This window comes from Isoptericola nanjingensis (assembly GCF_050311635.1).
GTDB lineage: Bacteria > Actinomycetota > Actinomycetes > Actinomycetales > Cellulomonadaceae > Isoptericola > Isoptericola nanjingensis.
Genome location: NZ_JBNOZL010000002.1, coordinates 470640 through 485599 on the forward strand (window position 1 = coordinate 470640; position 14960 = coordinate 485599).

15 protein-coding genes are annotated in these 14960 nt (G+C 74.8%); 9 read left to right on the forward strand and 6 right to left on the reverse strand.

Features of this window, described 5'->3' with window-relative positions; genetic code table 11:
* Window positions 1-35 precede the first annotated feature (35 nt).
* Window positions 36-827 (reverse strand): deoxyribonuclease IV, encoded by a 792-nt coding sequence (locus ACQP6G_RS05010; protein WP_429763108.1) that lies wholly within the window; start codon window positions 825-827, stop codon window positions 36-38.
* 62 nt (window positions 828-889) lie between these two features.
* Here ACQP6G_RS05010 and ACQP6G_RS05015 point away from each other — a divergent pair, with 62 nt between their 5' ends.
* Window positions 890-1714 (forward strand): hydroxymethylpyrimidine/phosphomethylpyrimidine kinase, encoded by an 825-nt coding sequence (locus tag ACQP6G_RS05015; protein WP_429763109.1) that lies wholly within the window; start codon window positions 890-892, stop codon window positions 1712-1714.
* A gap of 21 nt (window positions 1715-1735) precedes the next feature.
* Window positions 1736-3403, forward strand: coding sequence for an acyl-CoA dehydrogenase family protein (locus ACQP6G_RS05020; RefSeq protein WP_429763110.1), 1668 nt, complete (start codon window positions 1736-1738; stop codon window positions 3401-3403).
* A gap of 21 nt (window positions 3404-3424) precedes the next feature.
* Here ACQP6G_RS05020 and ACQP6G_RS05025 read toward each other — a convergent pair whose 3' ends face one another.
* Window positions 3425-3970 carry a COG4315 family predicted lipoprotein gene (locus ACQP6G_RS05025; protein ID WP_429763111.1) on the reverse strand — a complete coding sequence of 182 codons (546 nt, stop codon included), beginning with the start codon at window positions 3968-3970 and terminating at the stop codon, window positions 3425-3427.
* A gap of 155 nt (window positions 3971-4125) precedes the next feature.
* On the opposite strand from ACQP6G_RS05025, the gene ACQP6G_RS05030 reads away from it, so the two are divergent.
* Genes ACQP6G_RS05030 through ACQP6G_RS05040 form a run of 3 tightly spaced genes read left to right on the forward strand, consistent with a single transcriptional unit; the run spans window position 4126 to window position 6079 of the window.
* Window positions 4126-4797 (forward strand): YceI family protein, encoded by a 672-nt coding sequence (locus tag ACQP6G_RS05030; protein ID WP_429763112.1) that lies wholly within the window; start codon window positions 4126-4128, stop codon window positions 4795-4797.
* Window positions 4794-5309 (forward strand): sigma-70 family RNA polymerase sigma factor, encoded by a 516-nt coding sequence (locus ACQP6G_RS05035; protein WP_429763113.1) that lies wholly within the window; start codon window positions 4794-4796, stop codon window positions 5307-5309. The genes ACQP6G_RS05030 and ACQP6G_RS05035 overlap by 4 nt, the downstream gene beginning before the upstream one ends.
* A complete protein-coding gene (locus ACQP6G_RS05040) occupies window positions 5306-6079 on the forward strand; it encodes an anti-sigma factor family protein (RefSeq protein WP_429763114.1) in 774 nt (257 codons plus the stop codon). The genes ACQP6G_RS05035 and ACQP6G_RS05040 overlap by 4 nt, the downstream gene beginning before the upstream one ends.
* A 12-nt stretch (window positions 6080-6091) precedes the next feature.
* Here the strand turns inward: ACQP6G_RS05040 and ACQP6G_RS05045 are convergent, their stop codons facing one another.
* The gene (locus ACQP6G_RS05045; protein WP_429763115.1) at window positions 6092-7033 is read right to left on the reverse strand and encodes a DUF1254 domain-containing protein; all 942 of its coding nucleotides are present in this window, start codon (window positions 7031-7033) and stop codon (window positions 6092-6094) included.
* A 201-nt stretch (window positions 7034-7234) separates the two neighbouring features.
* Here ACQP6G_RS05045 and ACQP6G_RS05050 point away from each other — a divergent pair, with 201 nt between their 5' ends.
* On the forward strand, window positions 7235-8266 hold the full coding sequence (locus ACQP6G_RS05050) for an NADP-dependent oxidoreductase (protein ID WP_429763219.1): 1032 nt from the start codon (window positions 7235-7237) through the stop codon (window positions 8264-8266).
* A 54-nt stretch (window positions 8267-8320) separates the two neighbouring features.
* Here ACQP6G_RS05050 and ACQP6G_RS05055 read toward each other — a convergent pair whose 3' ends face one another.
* Window positions 8321-9097, reverse strand: a complete 777-nt coding sequence (locus ACQP6G_RS05055) for a metallophosphoesterase family protein (protein WP_429763116.1) — start codon at window positions 9095-9097, stop codon at window positions 8321-8323.
* Between the two features lie 167 nt (window positions 9098-9264).
* Between ACQP6G_RS05055 and ACQP6G_RS05060 the strand changes: the two genes are divergently transcribed.
* The 3 genes from ACQP6G_RS05060 (at window position 9265) to ACQP6G_RS05070 (ending at window position 13495) form a co-directional block, all read left to right on the forward strand.
* Complete coding sequence (locus tag ACQP6G_RS05060; RefSeq protein WP_429763117.1) at window positions 9265-9915, forward strand: CatA-like O-acetyltransferase; 651 nt, start codon at window positions 9265-9267, stop codon at window positions 9913-9915.
* Window positions 9916-10042: 127 nt separating this feature from the next.
* The gene (locus tag ACQP6G_RS05065; protein WP_429763220.1) at window positions 10043-12715 is read left to right on the forward strand and encodes a phosphoenolpyruvate carboxylase; all 2673 of its coding nucleotides are present in this window, start codon (window positions 10043-10045) and stop codon (window positions 12713-12715) included.
* A 90-nt stretch (window positions 12716-12805) separates the two neighbouring features.
* Window positions 12806-13495 (forward strand): VOC family protein, encoded by a 690-nt coding sequence (locus ACQP6G_RS05070; protein WP_429763118.1) that lies wholly within the window; start codon window positions 12806-12808, stop codon window positions 13493-13495.
* 22 nt (window positions 13496-13517) lie between these two features.
* On the opposite strand, the gene ACQP6G_RS05075 is transcribed toward ACQP6G_RS05070, so the two are convergent.
* A complete protein-coding gene (locus ACQP6G_RS05075; protein ID WP_429763221.1) occupies window positions 13518-14492 on the reverse strand; it encodes a 5'-3' exonuclease in 975 nt (324 codons plus the stop codon).
* A 55-nt stretch (window positions 14493-14547) separates the two neighbouring features.
* Window positions 14548-14952 carry a fluoride efflux transporter FluC gene (locus ACQP6G_RS05080; protein ID WP_429763119.1) on the reverse strand — a complete coding sequence of 135 codons (405 nt, stop codon included), beginning with the start codon at window positions 14950-14952 and terminating at the stop codon, window positions 14548-14550.
* Window positions 14953-14960: the final 8 nt, after the last annotated feature.

Consider the following 14960-nt stretch of genomic DNA (forward strand, 5'->3'; position numbering starts at 1 on the left):
CGCCCGTCGTCCACAGGCCTGCCGGCAGGCGGAGGTCAGGCGGCCAGCCGCTCTCGGAGCCACGCGATGTCGGGGCCCATGTCGCCGTGCGTCTCGCACACGACGGGCGCGCCGGCGGCGGCGACCACGCCGACGAGCTGCTCGGGCGGGATGTTCCCGTCGCCGAAGTGCGCGTGGCGGTCGGCCCCGGAGCCCGCGGTGTCGCGGGAGTCGTTGGCGTGCACCAGGTCGATGCGGCCGGTGATCGCGCGGATGTCGTCGACGGCGGTGGCGAGGTCGATTCCGCCCGCCCACGCGTGACACGTGTCGAGCGTGAAGCCGACGTTCTCGGCCCCGTTCGCCCGCATCACGGCGGCCCAGAGCATCTCCAGCCGGTCGAGGCGGCGGGCCATCGAGAAGTCGCCGCCCGCGGTGTTCTCGATGAGCACGGGCACGTCGGTCTCGAGCGCGTCGATCGCCTTGCGCCAGTTGTCGAAGCCGACGTCCGGGTCGTCCTTCGCGGTGACGTGCCCGCCGTGCACGACGACGCCCTTCGCCCCGATCTCGCCGGCGCCGGTCATGATCTGCTGGAGCAGCTTGCGGCTGGGGATGCGGATGCGGTTGTTGGTGGACGCCACGTTGATCACGTACGGCGCGTGCACGAAGACGTCGAGGCCCGCGGCCGCCGTCTCCTCGCGGAAGGCCTCCGCGCCGCCGGGATGGTCGAGCGGCGGCACCTTCCAGGCCTGCGGGTCGGAGAGGAACACCTGCACCACCTCCGCCCCGATCTCCGCCGCCTGCGCGACGGCGTCGGTCCGGTCGACGTGGGCCCCGATCTTCACGCTCATGCGCCCACCCTACGGATCGCGCCCGACAACACCCGTCCGCCACCGTCGTAGGCTGGCCCACCATGAGCACCACGCCGCCGCTCGCGTACGTCATCGCCGGGTCCGAGGCCACGGGAGGGGCCGGGATCCAGGCCGACCTCAAGACCTTCCAGCAGCTCGGCACCTACGGGGTGGGGACGCTGACCTGCATCGTCTCGTTCGACCCGAAGCACGACTGGGGCCACCGGTTCGTGCCCGTGGAGCCGCAGGTCATCGCGGACCAGTTCGAGGCCGCGACGTCCACCCACGCGCTGGACGTGGTCAAGATCGGGATGCTCGGCACGCCCGCGACGATCGACGTCGTCGCCCGCTCGCTGGAGACGCAGCCGTGGCGCCACGTCGTCCTCGACCCGGTGCTGATCTGCAAGGGCCAGGAGCCCGGTGCCGCGCTCGACACCGACACCGCGCTGCGCGAGCGGGTGCTCCCGCTGGCCACGGTCGTGACGCCCAACCTGTTCGAGGCCAAGACGCTCGCGGGCATGGACGACATCACCTCCGTCGAGGAGCTGACCGAGGCCGCGCGCCGCATCCACGCCCGGCTGGGCGACGGCCACGGCCGCCGGTACGTGGTCGCGAAGGGCGGCGTCGAGCTGGCCGGCCCCGACGCCGTCGACGTCCTGTTCGACGGTGACGAGGTCACCGTCTTCGCCACGCCCAAGGTGGGCGAGGAGCGCGTCTCCGGCGCGGGCTGCACGTTCGCCGCCGCCATCACCGCCGAGCTCGCCAAGGGCGCCGACGTCCCCGAGGCGGTCCGCGTCGCGAAGGACATGGTGACGCAGGGCATCGAGGCGCGCGTCGAGGCCCGCACACCGTTCGACACCGTGTGGCAGGGCGCGTACGCCTCCTGACGACCTGAGGAAGGAGCCGCCGTGACCGTCGACGAGGACGTGCACGCGGGCGGGCACCGCACGCACGAGGTGACCAACCAGCCGCCGGAGCGGGTGGACGTCAACGAGTACCTCGACTTCCCGGTGCTGCGCGACGCTGTGCACGCCTTCGGCGGGGGCTGGGGCGAGGAGAGGCTCGTCGAGGCGGGGGCGCACGTCGGGAGCGCGGCGTTCCAGCGGGCCGCGGAGCTCGCGAACACCCACGAGCCGGTGCTGCGCACCCACGACCGGCGGGGACGGCGGATCGACGAGGTCGAGTACCACCCCGCCTACCACGAGGTGATCTCCGCGGCAGTCGCCCGCGGCGCGCACACGAGCGCGTGGGCGGACCCGCGGCCGGGGGCGAACGTCGTCCGCGGCGCGCTGTTCTCCCTCTTCGGGCAGGTCGAGCCCGGCCACGCCTGCCCGGTGTCGATGACGCACGCCGCCGTGCCCAGCCTGCGGCACGCCCCCGACCTGGCGGCGCTCTGGGAGCCGCGCCTGCTCGCCACCGGGTACGACGGCGCCCTCGCCGCGCCCGGCGCCAAGCCCGGCGCGCTCGTGGGCATGGCGATGACGGAGAAGCAGGGCGGCAGCGACGTGCGGGCCAACACGACGCGCGCCGTGCCGGCCGGGGACGGCACGCACGTCCTCACCGGCCACAAGTGGTTCTGCTCGGCGCCGATGTCGGACGCGTTCCTCGTGCTCGCCCAGGCCCCGGACGGCCAGTCCTGCTTCCTCGTGCCGCGCGTCCTCGAGGACGGCACCCGCAACGTCTTCCGCCTCCAGAGGCTCAAGGACAAGCTCGGCAACCGGTCCAACGCGTCGGCCGAGATCGAGCTGGACGGCACGGTCGGGCACCTGGTGGGGGAGCCGGGCCGAGGCGTGCGCACGATCATCGAGATGGTGCAGCGCACCCGGCTGGACTGCGTGCACGGCAGCGCGGCCGGGATGCGCCAGGGCGTCGCCGAGGCGCTGTGGCACGCGCGGCACCGGACGGCGTTCGGCGCCGCCCTCGTGGACCAGCCCGCGATGACGGCGGTGCTCGCCGACCTGGCGCTGGAGTCCGAGGCCGCGACGCTCACCTCGATGCGCCTCGCCGCGGCGCACGACGCGGACGACGAGAGCGAGCGGGCGTTCCGCCGCCTGGCCACCGCCGTCGCGAAGTACTGGGTGTGCAAGCGCGGACCGCAGCACGCGTACGAGGCGATGGAGTGCCTCGGCGGCAACGGGTACACCGAGGCGTTCCCGCTCGCCCGGCGCTACCGCGAGCAGCCGGTGATGGCGATCTGGGAGGGCTCGGGCAACGTCGTCGCGCTCGACGTGCTGCGGGCCATGACGCGCGAGCCGGCGTCGCTGGCCGCCGTCGACGCCGAGCTCGCGCTCGCCGCCGGCGCCCACCGCGACCTCGACGCGCACCTCGCCGCGACCCGCGCGGTGCTCACCGGGCTCGCCGGCGCGGACCCCGCCGGGCAGCAGGCCTCCGCGCGCCGCGTCGTCGAGGCCCTCGCCGTCGGGCTGCAGGCGTCGCTCATGGTGCGGCACGCCCCGGACGCGTCGGCCGACGCGTTCGTGGCCGCCCGGCTGGGTGCCGACCGCGGCCACGGGTACGGCGTCCTGCCGCGCGGCACCGACGCCGCCACGATCCTGCGGCGGCACACCGGGCCGTGACCGTGCGCCGCGGGTGCCGCGTCAGTACCCCCCGCCGCCCGAGCCGGGCATCGTGGTGATCTCGGAGCCGTCCGGCGCCACCACCCACCAGACGTCCTGGATGCCCTGGCCGGCGACGTCGCCCGGCGCCGCGTCCCCCGCGTACAGGTAGACCGGGCGGCCGTCGAGCGTCACCTGGGACTCCCCGTCGTTGCCGGTGATCGTGCCGACCTCGGCCGTCACGCCCTGCACCTCCGGCGTCGCGCTGCCGGCGTGCACCGGGGGCCACGCGGCCAGGCACTCGCCGGTGCACTCGCTCTTGCCCGACCCGGCCTCGTCGGGCGTGTAGTAGTAGACAGTCATGCCCTGGCCGTCCACGACGATCGTGCCCAGGTCGCTGTCGGCGGTGGACAGCGCGCCGGCGCTCCCCGACCCGCCGCCGGAGGACGAGCCCGACATGGTGTCGGTCGGGGTGCTCGCCCCGCCGCCGTAGCCGCCGCTCCCACCACCGCCGCCGCACGCGGCCAGGGTGGTGGCGAGCGCCGCCGCCGCGGCGAGGGCGGCCAGTCGTGACCTCGTGGTGCGCATGATGACTCCTCCGGCTCGGACTCTCCGCTCGGGTGCTGCTGTGAGGGACGACGAGATCGCGGCGCCGGCGGTTCACCTGAACCTTCGGGCGCCCTGCCTCGTCGTGCGGGGTGGAGCCGCGCGGGCGGGCGCGGCCCGGGGCGGGAGGAGCGGTCGTGCGGACACGGACGAAGGTGCTGGTGGGGGCGGGAGCCGGGCTGGTCCTGCTCGGCGGCGCCGCCGTGCTCGTCGGCCCCGGCCTGTACGCCGACCACGCCAACCGCGCCGCGGCGGAGGTCCCGACGCTCTCCACGTCGGGGGCTCCGCTCGCCGACCCCGCGGCCCTCGACGGCACGTGGACGGTGGCACCCGGGTCGGAGGCCGGCTACCGCGTGCACGAGGTGCTGCGGGGCGAGGACGTGACCGTCACCGGGCGGACCGACCAGGTGACCGGCACCGTGACCGTCGAGGACGGCGCGCTCACGTCGGGCGAGGTGACGGTCGACGTCGCGAGCATCCACACCGACGAACCGCCGCGGGACGCGTACTTCCGTGGCAGCGTGATGGAGGTGGGGACGTACCCGACCGCGCGTTTCACGGTCACCGAGCCCGTGCCGCTCGCCGCCGGCGCCACCGAGGTGGACCTGCCGGGCGAGCTGACCGTGCACGGCGTGACGCGCGACGTCGTGGCCGCGGCCCATGTCGCGGCCGTCGGGGAGGTCGTGCAGGTCGTCGCCGAGGTGCCGGTGACGTTCGCGGACCACGACGTCGCAGCGCCGTCGCTCGGCTTCGTCCGCGTGGACCACGAGGGCGCCGTCGAGATCTCGCTGGTGCTGGAGCGGTCATGAGGCCGCGCTCCCGCGCCGACGAGCAGCTCCTCGAGGCCATCCACGCCGCGCACGCCCCGGACCTGCAGCGCTTCGTCGCGCGGCTGGTGCCCGCCGACACCGACGCGCAGGACGTGGTGCAGGAGTCGCTGCTGCGCCTGTGGCGCCACCCCGAGGTGCTGGAACGGCCGGAGGAGTCCGTGCGCGCCTGGCTGTTCACGGTGGCGCGCCACCTCGTGGTCGACCAGCTCCGCAGCGCGCGCCACGCGCGCGAGCGCGCCACCGGGCGCCTGCCCGAGCAGCCTGAGCCGGACCGGACCCAGGCGGTCCTGGACGCCTGGCTCGTCGCCGACGCGCTCGCGGACCTGTCGGCCGAGCACCGCGCCGTCGTCGTGGGCGCCTACTACCGCGGACGGTCCGTCGCCGAGCTGTCCGACGAGCTCGACGTCCCGCCCGGGACCGTGAAGTCCCGCATGCACTACGCCCTGCGCGCCCTGCGGCTCGCCCTGCAGGAGAAGGGAGTGACGCCATGACCGCGCCGACCGACCCGTACCGCGAGTGGGACGCGGCGTACGTCCTGGGCGCGCTGAGCCCGGCCGACCGGCGGGACTACGAGGAGCACCTGGCCGGCTGCGACGCGTGCCGTGCGGCGGTCGCGGAGCTCGCGGGCCTGCCCGGGCTGCTCGCCTCCGTGCCTTCGGAGCACGCCCTCGCGTCGGACCCCCGGGGCACGGTTGCGGTCACGGCCGCGGGCGGGGACGCAGGCCGCGACGTGGGCGGGGGCGACGACGGCGACCTGGCGGACGTCGTGCCCCTCGTGGCCCTGGCCGGCGCGGCCCGGCGCTCGCGGCGCCGGCGCCGATCGGTGGCTGCGGTGGCGGCGTCGGCGCTGCTGGTGGGCGGGGTCGGCACGGGGCTGGCGCTCGGCGGCGCGGGGGAGGGCCCGGGCCCGGCACCCTCGTCGCCGGCGCCGGTCGCGCAGTCCACGGCCGTGGACCTCGAGCCGGTGGGCGCGGTCGACGTGCGGGCGTCGCTCACCGCGACACCCCGCGCGTGGGGGACCAGCCTGGAGTGGAGCTGCACCTACCCGCCGCGCTCGGGCGGCTACGACCCTGCGGCGGCGCCGACCTACGAGCTCGTCCTCGTCGACCACGACGGCGGACGCACGGTCGCCGCGACGTGGACCGGGTCGGGCACGGCCTCCACCGGCCTCGGCGCGGCGTCGTCGGTGCCGCTGGACCGGATCGCGCGCGTCGAGATCGCGCACGCGGGCGGCGGGACGCTGGCCGCCGCCACGCTATGACGTGCGCCGGCGTCAGGCGGGCACGACGGGCGGGACCGTCCAGGCGGCGAGCTCGTCGAGCCGCGGCCGGTACAGGCGGACGGTGAAGTTCCACCCCTCGGGCAGCGGGATGCGGTGGGGCGTGTCGTCGGGCCAGTCGCCGAGGTGGATCGTAACGCGGCCGTCCGGGTCCGGCGTCGCGAAGACGGAGTTCACGTTCGTCAGGCCGCTCGGGCCGGGCTCGAAGTAGCCGTCGGCGTTGTAGACGCTGAGCGACCAGAACGCGTCGGCCGGCGCGTCGTCGAACGTGATCGTGTACCGCCCCACCGAGAGCCGCGGCTCGACGTTCAGGTACGACGCCTCGGCGTCGGGCAGGCCGCCCCACCCGAGCGCCGTGCCGACGAGGTGCCGCACCGGGTCGACGTCCTCCGCCCGGCCGAAGCAGTGCTCGAGGCCGCCCATCGTGCGGCCGAGGGTGAGCAGGGCCCCGCGCACCTCCTGGTGGCTGGCCGGGTCGTAGTCGGGGCGCACGAACTCGCGCTGCTCTGCGGTGACGAGGGTGAGCCCGTCCTGGAGGCGGTGCACCTCCTCGACGTCGGCGGGGCTCGTCGGGTCGAAGAGCGTGCGCGCCGCGACGACCACGTAGTCCGTGCCGAACTCGTCGCGGGAGAGGACGGACGGGCCCGCCTCGTGGAGGACCCGGTTGATGTAGTGGTCCTGGTTGATCACCATCACCGACAGGTACCGGTCACCGACCTCGGGCACGGTCAGCGTCGCCTCCCCCGCGCCCAGGTCGACGATCGCCACCGAGTACAGCGTGTCCCGGTTCTGACGGATCACGGGCTGCTCGTCGAGCGGGGCCAGGACGCGGTCGTGGTGGAACGTCCCGAGGCCGCCCACCATCGGCAGCATCCTCGCGATCATCGTGTCCGTCTCCGCGCGGGCGAAGTTGTCGATGCTGACCTGGACGGCCATGGCCGTACCTCCTCGGGGGTGCGGGTGACGTCCCGCCGGGGAGGTGCGGGACAGGGGTTCGTCACGACGGCCGGACGCTGCCGCAGGTAGCGCGGCCCGGTCGCGGTGTCACGCTATGGGGGCGCGGCCCGCGGCGCGCGCCGGACGTCGCGGCGGGCGGCGGGCGGTGCGTGGCGGACCACCGAGGGAGGGAACGTGCGGATGCAGGGGTACGTGCTCAGGCGCTACGGCCACCCGGGCGTGATGGAGCTGCGCGAGGTGCCGCGCCCGGTCGCCGGACCGGGCGAGGTGCTGGTCCGCGTGCGGGCGGCGGGCCTGAACCCGATCGACCACAAGACGCGCGACGGCGGCCTGCGGGTGATCACCCGGCTCCGGCTCCCGCTGGTCGCGGGCAGCGAGCTCGCCGGTGAGGTGGCGGCCGTCGGGGCCGGGGTCACCCGGTTCGCGGTGGGCGACCGGGTCTTCGCGCGGGTCGACAAGCGGCGGCTGGGCGCGTTCGCCGAGTACGCGGCGGTCGCTGAGGGCCTGGTGGCGGCGATGCCCGCGTCGCTCGGGTTCGTCGAGGCCGCGTCGCTGCCGCTGGCCGGGCTCACCGCGTTGCAGGCCCTGCGCGACGAGCTGAAGGTGGCCCCGGGGGACCGGGTGCTCGTCACGGGCGGCGCGGGCGGCGTCGGAACCCTTGCCATCCAGCTCGCGGTCTGGCTCGGCGCGGAGGTCACGACGACGGCGTCCGCCCGCGGCACGGCCCTCGTGCGATCGCTCGGCGCCACGCGGGTGGTGGACTACCGGAGCGAGCGGTTCGCCGACGTCCTGCACGACTACGACGGCGTGTTCGACCTCACCGGGGGGCAGGACCTCACCGACGCCTTCACGATCCTCGAGCCGGGCCGGACCGTCGTCTCCGTGGCCGGCCTCCCGGACGCGACGACCGCACGCGTCGACCTGGAGGCCGGCCCCCTCAAGGCGGCCCTCCTGTGGGCGGCGAGCACCGCGATCCGACGCCGGGCCCGCCGCGCGGGCGTCCGCTACCGCTACCTCTTCATGCACCCGAGCGGGTCGGACCTCGCCGTCCTGGCGGGCCTCGTCGACGACGGGCACCTGCGCCCCGTGGTCGATCGGACGTTCGCGTTCGCCGACATCGCCCGCGCGTACGCCTACCTGGAGCGCGGCCGCGCGAAGGGCAAGGTCGTCGTCGAGCTTCCGGACGACGGGCCGGAGGACCTGGCGGCCTAGGGTGTCGGTTCGCCCGCGGGGGAGGTGGTCGGGGTCGGCCGGGGCGTCCGGACGTCAGGCGAGCCGCGCGACGAGGCAGGGCCCGCCCTCGTAGACCCCACCGTCGATGGCGAGCGCGCGGCCGTCGGCGTAGGAGTGCGGCTCCGTGACGTCCGTGTACGCCGTGCCGAGCATCTCGGCGACGATGCTGTGTCCGTGCACGACCCGGTCACCACCGAGGTGGTCCAGCAGCTCTCGTGCGGCCCGCGGACCGTGCTCCCCGCGGAAGGCCGCGCGAGACGTGAGGTCCCGCCACGTCTCCCACCACACCACGAGGTCGTCGCTCGCCAGCCGGTCCCGCCCGGCGGCGTTGAGGTCCTCGAGGGTCCGACCCCACCCGAGGTAGGCGAGGGTGTCCGAGTGCACGAGGAGCGCACCGGCGTCGTGCGCCGCCATCGGCAGGGCGCCCAGCCAGGCGACGTGCTCGTCGGTGAGCCGCGCCTGGTCGCGGTCGAGGCCGCCGTTGCGGGCCCACGACCGTGCAAAGCTCCGCCCGGGCTCGCCGGGCGGAGGGACCGTCGTCGCCCCGAACCGCCGCATCCCGAGCGCCAGCACCTCGTGGTTGCCGAGGAGCGCCGCCACGGCGCCTCCGGACTCGTCGACGAGCCGCCGGACGAGGTCGATGACGCCGACGCCGTCCGGCCCGCGGTCCAGGTAGTCCCCGAGGAACCAGAGCCGGGCGTCCCGGCCGGCCCACCGTCCGTCTGCGTCCGTGAGCCCTTCCTCGGCCAGGGCACGCACCAGGACGTCGCGGTAGCCGTGCACGTCGCTGACCGCGTACACCCTCGTCATCTGCCGTTCGCTCCGTCCGTCGTCCGGCCGTGCCACCGGTCCGTGGGGACCATCCGCCGGGGACGACCTTAACCGCGACGCTCGCCCGCTCCCGCACGCGGCACCGTCGGTCGGGGCGACCAGAAATGCGCTGCCGAGAGCCGATGGTCGCTGCGACGCTGGGGAGCATGCAGACACCAGCCCCGATCGACCTGGACACCTGGCCGCGCCGGCAGCACTTCGAGCACTACCGGGCGTCGCCGTGCACGTACGCGATGACGGTGGAGCTGGACGCGACGGCGTTCGTGGCGGCGCTGCGCACGTCGTCGCGCCGCACGTACGTGGCGCAGGTGTGGGCGCTCGCGACGGTCGTGAACCGGCACGACGAGTTCCGCATGGTCCTCACCGAGGACGGTGCGCCCGCCGTCTGGCCGGTCGTGCACCCGGCGTTCACGGTGTTCCACGTGGAACGGGAGACGTTCTCGTGCGTCTGGGCGCCCTACGACGCCGACTTCGGCGCGTTCCACGACGCCGCGACCGCGGTGCTGGCCGAGCACGGGGGCTCGACGGACTTCTTCCCGCAGGGCGCGCCGCCGCCGAACGCGTTCGACGTGTCCAGCCTGCCGTGGGCGTCGTTCACCGGGTTCACGCTGACCATCCGCGACGCCTGGAGCCACCTCGCGCCGATCGTCACCCTGGGCCGGTACGTCGAGCGGGACGGCCGGGTGCTCCTGCCGCTGGCCGTGCAGGTCCACCACGCCGCCGCCGACGGCTTCCACACGGCGCGCCTGGTCGACGAGCTGCAGGAGCTCCTCGACGACCCGTCATGGGTGGGCTGAGCCACAGTTCAGGGGTCACCTGCCGGACGGCTCGACGCCCGGACGGCGAGACGGCTTACGCTCTGGTCCCGTGAGCGAGAACCTGGGATCCACCGGCTCGATCGAACGCGTGGTGGCACGCCACGAGATGCCCGACCCCCTGCGGGACGACATCCGCCTGCTGGGCGGGCTGCTCGGCACCGTGCTGAAGGAGGCGGGTGGTCAGAGCCTGCTCGACGACGTCGAGCGTCTCCGCGGCCTGACGATCCGCGCCTACGGGGCGGACGACGGCGGTGCGACGCTGGCGGAGGCGGCCGAGGTCGTGGCCGGCTTCACGCCGGAGCGCGCCGAGCAGGTCGCGCGGGCCTTCACGTGCTACTTCCACCTGGCGAACCTCGCCGAGGAGTACCACCGTGTCCGTGTGCTGCGGGCGCGCGAGTCGGACGCCGCGTCGGGAGTCGTCATCGAGGACTCGCTGCCGCAGGCGTTCACGCAGCTCGCGGAGGAGGTCGGCCGCGACGAGGCGCTGCGGCGCCTGGGCGAGATCGAGTTCCGCCCGGTCCTCACCGCGCACCCCACCGAGGCCCGCCGTCGCGCCGTCTCGGGCGCCGTCCGCCGCATCTCTTCGCTGGTCGCCGACCGCGACACGATGCGTCCCGGAGGCACCACGCTCGCCGAGAACGAGCGCCGCCTGCTCGCCGAGATCGACACCATGTGGCGCACGTCGCCCATCCGCGCGCACAAGCCGTCCGTGCTGGACGAGGTGAAGACCGCGATGGGCGTCTTCGACGCCACGATGTTCTCCACCTTCCCCGAGGTGTACCGCCGCCTGGACGACTGGCTGCTCGACGGCGAGGCCGGCAGCGTGCCACCCGTCGCGCGCCCGTTCGTCCACCTGGGCTCCTGGATCGGCGGCGACCGCGACGGCAACCCGAACGTCACCGCCGAGGTCACCCGGCAGGCCGCGACCCTCGCCGCCGAGCACGCGCTCGGCGCGCTCGAGAAGGCCGCCGTCGAGACGGGGCGCAAGCTCACGCTCGACGAGGAGGGCACGCCGGCGTCGGCCGAGCTCAAGGCGCTCTGGCAGCGGATGCGCCAGCTCTCCGACGAGCTCGTCACCCGCGCCGCCGCCGACTCGCCGAACGAGCCGCACCGCGCCGCTGTCCTCGCCGTCGCCGGCCGTGTCGCCGCGACCCGTCGCCGCGACGCGGACCTCGGGTACCGGGAGCCGGAGGAGCTCGTCGCCGACCTCGAGGTCGTGCAGCGCTCCCTCGTCGAGGCGGGCGCCCCGCGTGCCGCCTACGGCGACCTGCAGAAGCTCGTGTGGCAGGTGCAGACCTTCGGGTTCCACCTCGCCGAGCTGGAGGTGCGCCAGCACTCGCAGGTGCACGCCGCCGCCCTCGCGGAGACCGCCGAGAAGGGCATCCACGGCGACCTCTCCGAGCGCACGGTCGAGGTGCTCGACACCTACCGCGCCCTCGGCGCCGTGCAGAAGCGGTTCGGCATCCGCGCCGCCCGCCGCTACATCGTGTCGTTCACACAGGCGCCCGAGCACCTGGCCGCCGTCTACCGGCTCGCCGCGCTCGCCTTCGAGGGCAGCGACGACGCGCCCGTCGTCGACGCCGTGCCGCTGTTCGAGACCTTCGACGACCTGGAGAACTCGGTCGACATCCTCGAGGCGATGCTGGAGTTCCCCGAGGTGCAGCGCCGCCTCGCGGAGAACGGCCGGCGCGTCGAGGTCATGCTCGGCTACTCGGACTCGTCGAAGGACGTCGGCCCGGTCGCCGCGACCCTCGCCCTGCACAAGGCGCAGTCGCGGATCGCCGAGTGGGCGCAGCGCCACGACATCACGCTGACCCAGTTCCACGGCCGCGGCGGCTCGCTCGGCCGCGGCGGCGGCCCTGCCAACCGCGCGGTGCTCGCGCAGCCGCCGCACTCGGTGGACGGCCGCTTCAAGCTCACCGAGCAGGGCGAGGTCATCCTCGCCCGCTACGGCGACCCGACGATCGCCGCGCGGCACATCGAGCAGGTCGCCGCGGCGACGCTGCTCGCCTCGGCCCCGACGGTGGAGAAGCGGAACGCCGACGCCCGGGAGCGGTTCGCGCCGCTGGCCGCCGCGCTCGACGAGACGTCGCGCGCCGCGTTCCACGGCCTCGTGAAGTCCGAGGGCTTCCCGCAGTGGTTCTCCCAGGTGACTCCGCTGGAGGAGGTCGGCCTGCTGCCGATCGGCTCCCGCCCCGCCAAGCGCGGCCTGTCGGTCAACTCGCTCGACGACCTGCGCGCCATCCCCTGGGTGTTCTCCTGGTCGCAGGCGCGCATCAACCTCGCGGGCTGGTTCGGCCTCGGCACGTCGCTGCGCTCGGCCGGCGAGCAGCCGGGCGGGCTCGAGGAGCTGCAGGCCGCGTACCGCGAGTGGCCCCTGTTCACCACGCTGCTCGACACCGTGGAGATGGGCCTCGCCAAGACGCAGGAGGACATCGCCGCGCAGTACCTGGCCCTCGGCGACCGCGACGACCTCGCCGAGCTCGTGCTCGGCGAGCTGCGGCTCACCCGCGAGTGGGTGCTGCGGGTGACGGGCAACGAATGGCCGCTCGCCAACCGCCGCGTCCTCGGCCGCGCCGTACAGCTGCGCTCCCCGTACGTCGACGCGCTGTCGCTGCTCCAGGTCCGCGCCCTGCGCGCGCTGCGCAGCCAGGGCGTCAGCGAGGGCCTCACCGTGGACGACGGCGAGTGGGTGGACGGCGGACACAAGGACCGCTGGCAGCACCTGCTGCTGCTCACCGTGAACGGAGTCTCCGCGGGCCTGCAGAACACGGGCTGACCCCGCCGGTTCGTCGGGGTGCTCGATGGGCGTTGTTCGCGAGGCGAACAGCGCCCATCGAGCACCCACCACGGTCTAGGGTGGCCGGTCATGAGCCTGGTGACCTTCAAGGACCTGTGCGTCGACGCCGTCGACGCGGCCTCGCTGGGAGAGTTCTGGGCCCGCACCCTGGGGCTGCGGGCGGAGGCGCTGGACGACGGCGACGTCGTCCTGCGCGACCCGGGCCCCGACCCCGCGAAGGCGCGGACGATCTGGGTCAACACCGTGCCCGAGGCGAAGACGGTGAAGCACCGCGTGCACCCCGACGTGCGCGCCCGGTCGCTCGACGAGCTCCCCGACCAGCCGCGCCTCAGCGAGCCCGGTCGGTTCCACTACACGACGCTGGCCGATCCTGAGGGCGGCGAGCTCTGCGTCTTCACCGCCGACGAGGTGCCGGCCTACCGGCTCAAGGACATCGTCGTGGACTGCGCGGACTACCGGACGGTCGCCGCGTTCTGGCACGGGCTCCTGGGTGGCACGCTCACCCAGGACGACGCCATGGACTACGCCTACCTGGACGAGGGCGCGGGCGTCCCGTTCGAGTCGTTCGACTTCGTCCCCGTGCCGGAGCCGAAGACGGTCAAGAACCGCTGGCACTGGGACGTGACCCTGAACGACGGCGTCACCGTGGACGACCTCGTCGCCCGCGGCGCACGCGTGCTGCGCGCGCAGGACGACGAGATCGCCTGGACCGTCATGGGCGACCCGGAGGGCAACGAGTTCTGCGTCTTCCAGCCCTGACCCGTCCGGGCCGGGGTGCGGCTCAGGGGCGGGCGGCGAGGGCCGCGAGCACGCGGTCCACGCTGCTGCGGATGCCCCACCGCTCGGCGAGGGCGTCGAGCGCCTCGGGGTCCTTCGGGGCCCGAGGCAGCGTCGCGTCGACCTCCCCGACGGGGGCGTCGTGCGCGACCTGCACCACCGTGGGCGCGACGTCGAGGTAGGGCGCGGCGTCGAGCAGCTTCTGCCGCTGGGTCGGGGTGATCCCCTTCGCGCCGTGCTCCGCCGCGGCGCGCAACCCGGCCAGGTCGCCGAACGCGGCGAGCAGCTTGGCCGCCGTCTTCTCGCCGATGCCGGGCACGCCGGGCAGGCCGTCGGACGGGTCGCCGCGCAGGGTCGCCATGTCGGCGTACGCCTGCCCGCTGGGCACGCCGTACTTCTCCGCGAGCCTCGCCTGGTCGACGACGTCGGGGTCGCGCACGCCGCGCGCCGGGTACAGCACGCGCACGCCGGCGGCGTCGTCGACGAGCTGGAACAGGTCGCGGTCGCCGGTGACGATGTCGACGCTGGCCGGCATCACCATCCCGACGGCGCCGGCCACGGGCAGCGCGGTCGCCGCGCTGCGCGCCACCTCGCGGGTGACCAGCGTGCCGATGACGTCGTCCGCCTCGAAGCCCGGCGCGCCCACACGGGCGATGCCGAGCGCGGCCAGCACGTCGACGATCACGGGGACCTGCGGCGTGAGCGCGTCGGGCACCTCCTCGACGTCGGGCTCCCCCACGGGGGTGACCGCCGCGACCCGGTGCTCCTTGTACGACCCGATCGCCTCGACGCGGAACGCCGGCCGCCAGTCCTCGTCCCAGCACGCCACGAGCCGGTCCGGCCCGTGCTCGGTGACGAGGAACGCGATCATGTCCAGCAGGCCGCGCACCGCGTTGACGGGCTTGCCGTCGGGGGAGCGCAGCGAGTCGGGCAGGCCGAAGAAGGCGCGGAAGTACAGGCTCGCGGAGTCCAGCAGCATGAGGCTCACCGGGTCAGCGTGCCACAGGCCCCTGACCCCGAGCGCCCACGACGTCCTAGAGGAGCCGACCCACGAGGACGCCGAGGCCGATGCCGACGACGACGGCGGCCAGCGTGAGCGCCATGGTGCCGAGGGCGTTGGCCAGGGCCAGCCGGGGCCGACCGGAGCGGGCGAGGCGGACGGTCTCGACCATCGCCGTGGAGAAGGTGGTGTACCCGCCGCAGAACCCGGTCGCCACGCCGAGGCGCCAGGGCTCGAGGTGGGCCGGGTCGCCGGCGCCGAGCAGCACGCCCGAGACGAGGCCGATGAGCAGCGACCCGGACACGTTCACCGCGACCGTCGCCCAGGGGAACGCCGCGCCCGGCGTCCGCGCCCGCACCGCGCCGTCGACGACGAACCGGGCGGCGGCGCCCAGCCCACCTGCCACGGCGACGAGCAGCAGCGTCGCGGCGGCGCTCATCGCGGCAC

Excerpts from the sequence above, each read along its gene's own strand:
- ACQP6G_RS05040 (WP_429763114.1), top strand. The coding sequence starts at position 5,306 with ATGACCGCGCCGACCGACCCGTACCGCGAGTGGGACGCGGCGTACGTC.
- ACQP6G_RS05010 (WP_429763108.1), bottom strand. The coding sequence starts at position 827 with ATGAGCGTGAAGATCGGGGCCCACGTCGACCGGACCGACGCCGTCGCG.
- ACQP6G_RS05045 (WP_429763115.1), bottom strand. The coding sequence starts at position 7,033 with ATGGCCGTCCAGGTCAGCATCGACAACTTCGCCCGCGCGGAGACGGAC.
- ACQP6G_RS05080 (WP_429763119.1), bottom strand. The coding sequence starts at position 14,952 with ATGAGCGCCGCCGCGACGCTGCTGCTCGTCGCCGTGGCAGGTGGGCTG.
- ACQP6G_RS05050 (WP_429763219.1), top strand. The coding sequence starts at position 7,235 with ATGCAGGGGTACGTGCTCAGGCGCTACGGCCACCCGGGCGTGATGGAG.
- ACQP6G_RS05055 (WP_429763116.1), bottom strand. The coding sequence starts at position 9,097 with ATGACGAGGGTGTACGCGGTCAGCGACGTGCACGGCTACCGCGACGTC.
- ACQP6G_RS05070 (WP_429763118.1), top strand. The coding sequence starts at position 12,806 with ATGAGCCTGGTGACCTTCAAGGACCTGTGCGTCGACGCCGTCGACGCG.
- ACQP6G_RS05065 (WP_429763220.1), top strand. The coding sequence starts at position 10,043 with ATGCCCGACCCCCTGCGGGACGACATCCGCCTGCTGGGCGGGCTGCTC.
- ACQP6G_RS05075 (WP_429763221.1), bottom strand. The coding sequence starts at position 14,492 with ATGCTGCTGGACTCCGCGAGCCTGTACTTCCGCGCCTTCTTCGGCCTG.
- ACQP6G_RS05015 (WP_429763109.1), top strand. The coding sequence starts at position 890 with ATGAGCACCACGCCGCCGCTCGCGTACGTCATCGCCGGGTCCGAGGCC.
- ACQP6G_RS05035 (WP_429763113.1), top strand. The coding sequence starts at position 4,794 with ATGAGGCCGCGCTCCCGCGCCGACGAGCAGCTCCTCGAGGCCATCCAC.
- ACQP6G_RS05060 (WP_429763117.1), top strand. The coding sequence starts at position 9,265 with ATGCAGACACCAGCCCCGATCGACCTGGACACCTGGCCGCGCCGGCAG.
- ACQP6G_RS05025 (WP_429763111.1), bottom strand. The coding sequence starts at position 3,970 with ATGCGCACCACGAGGTCACGACTGGCCGCCCTCGCCGCGGCGGCGGCG.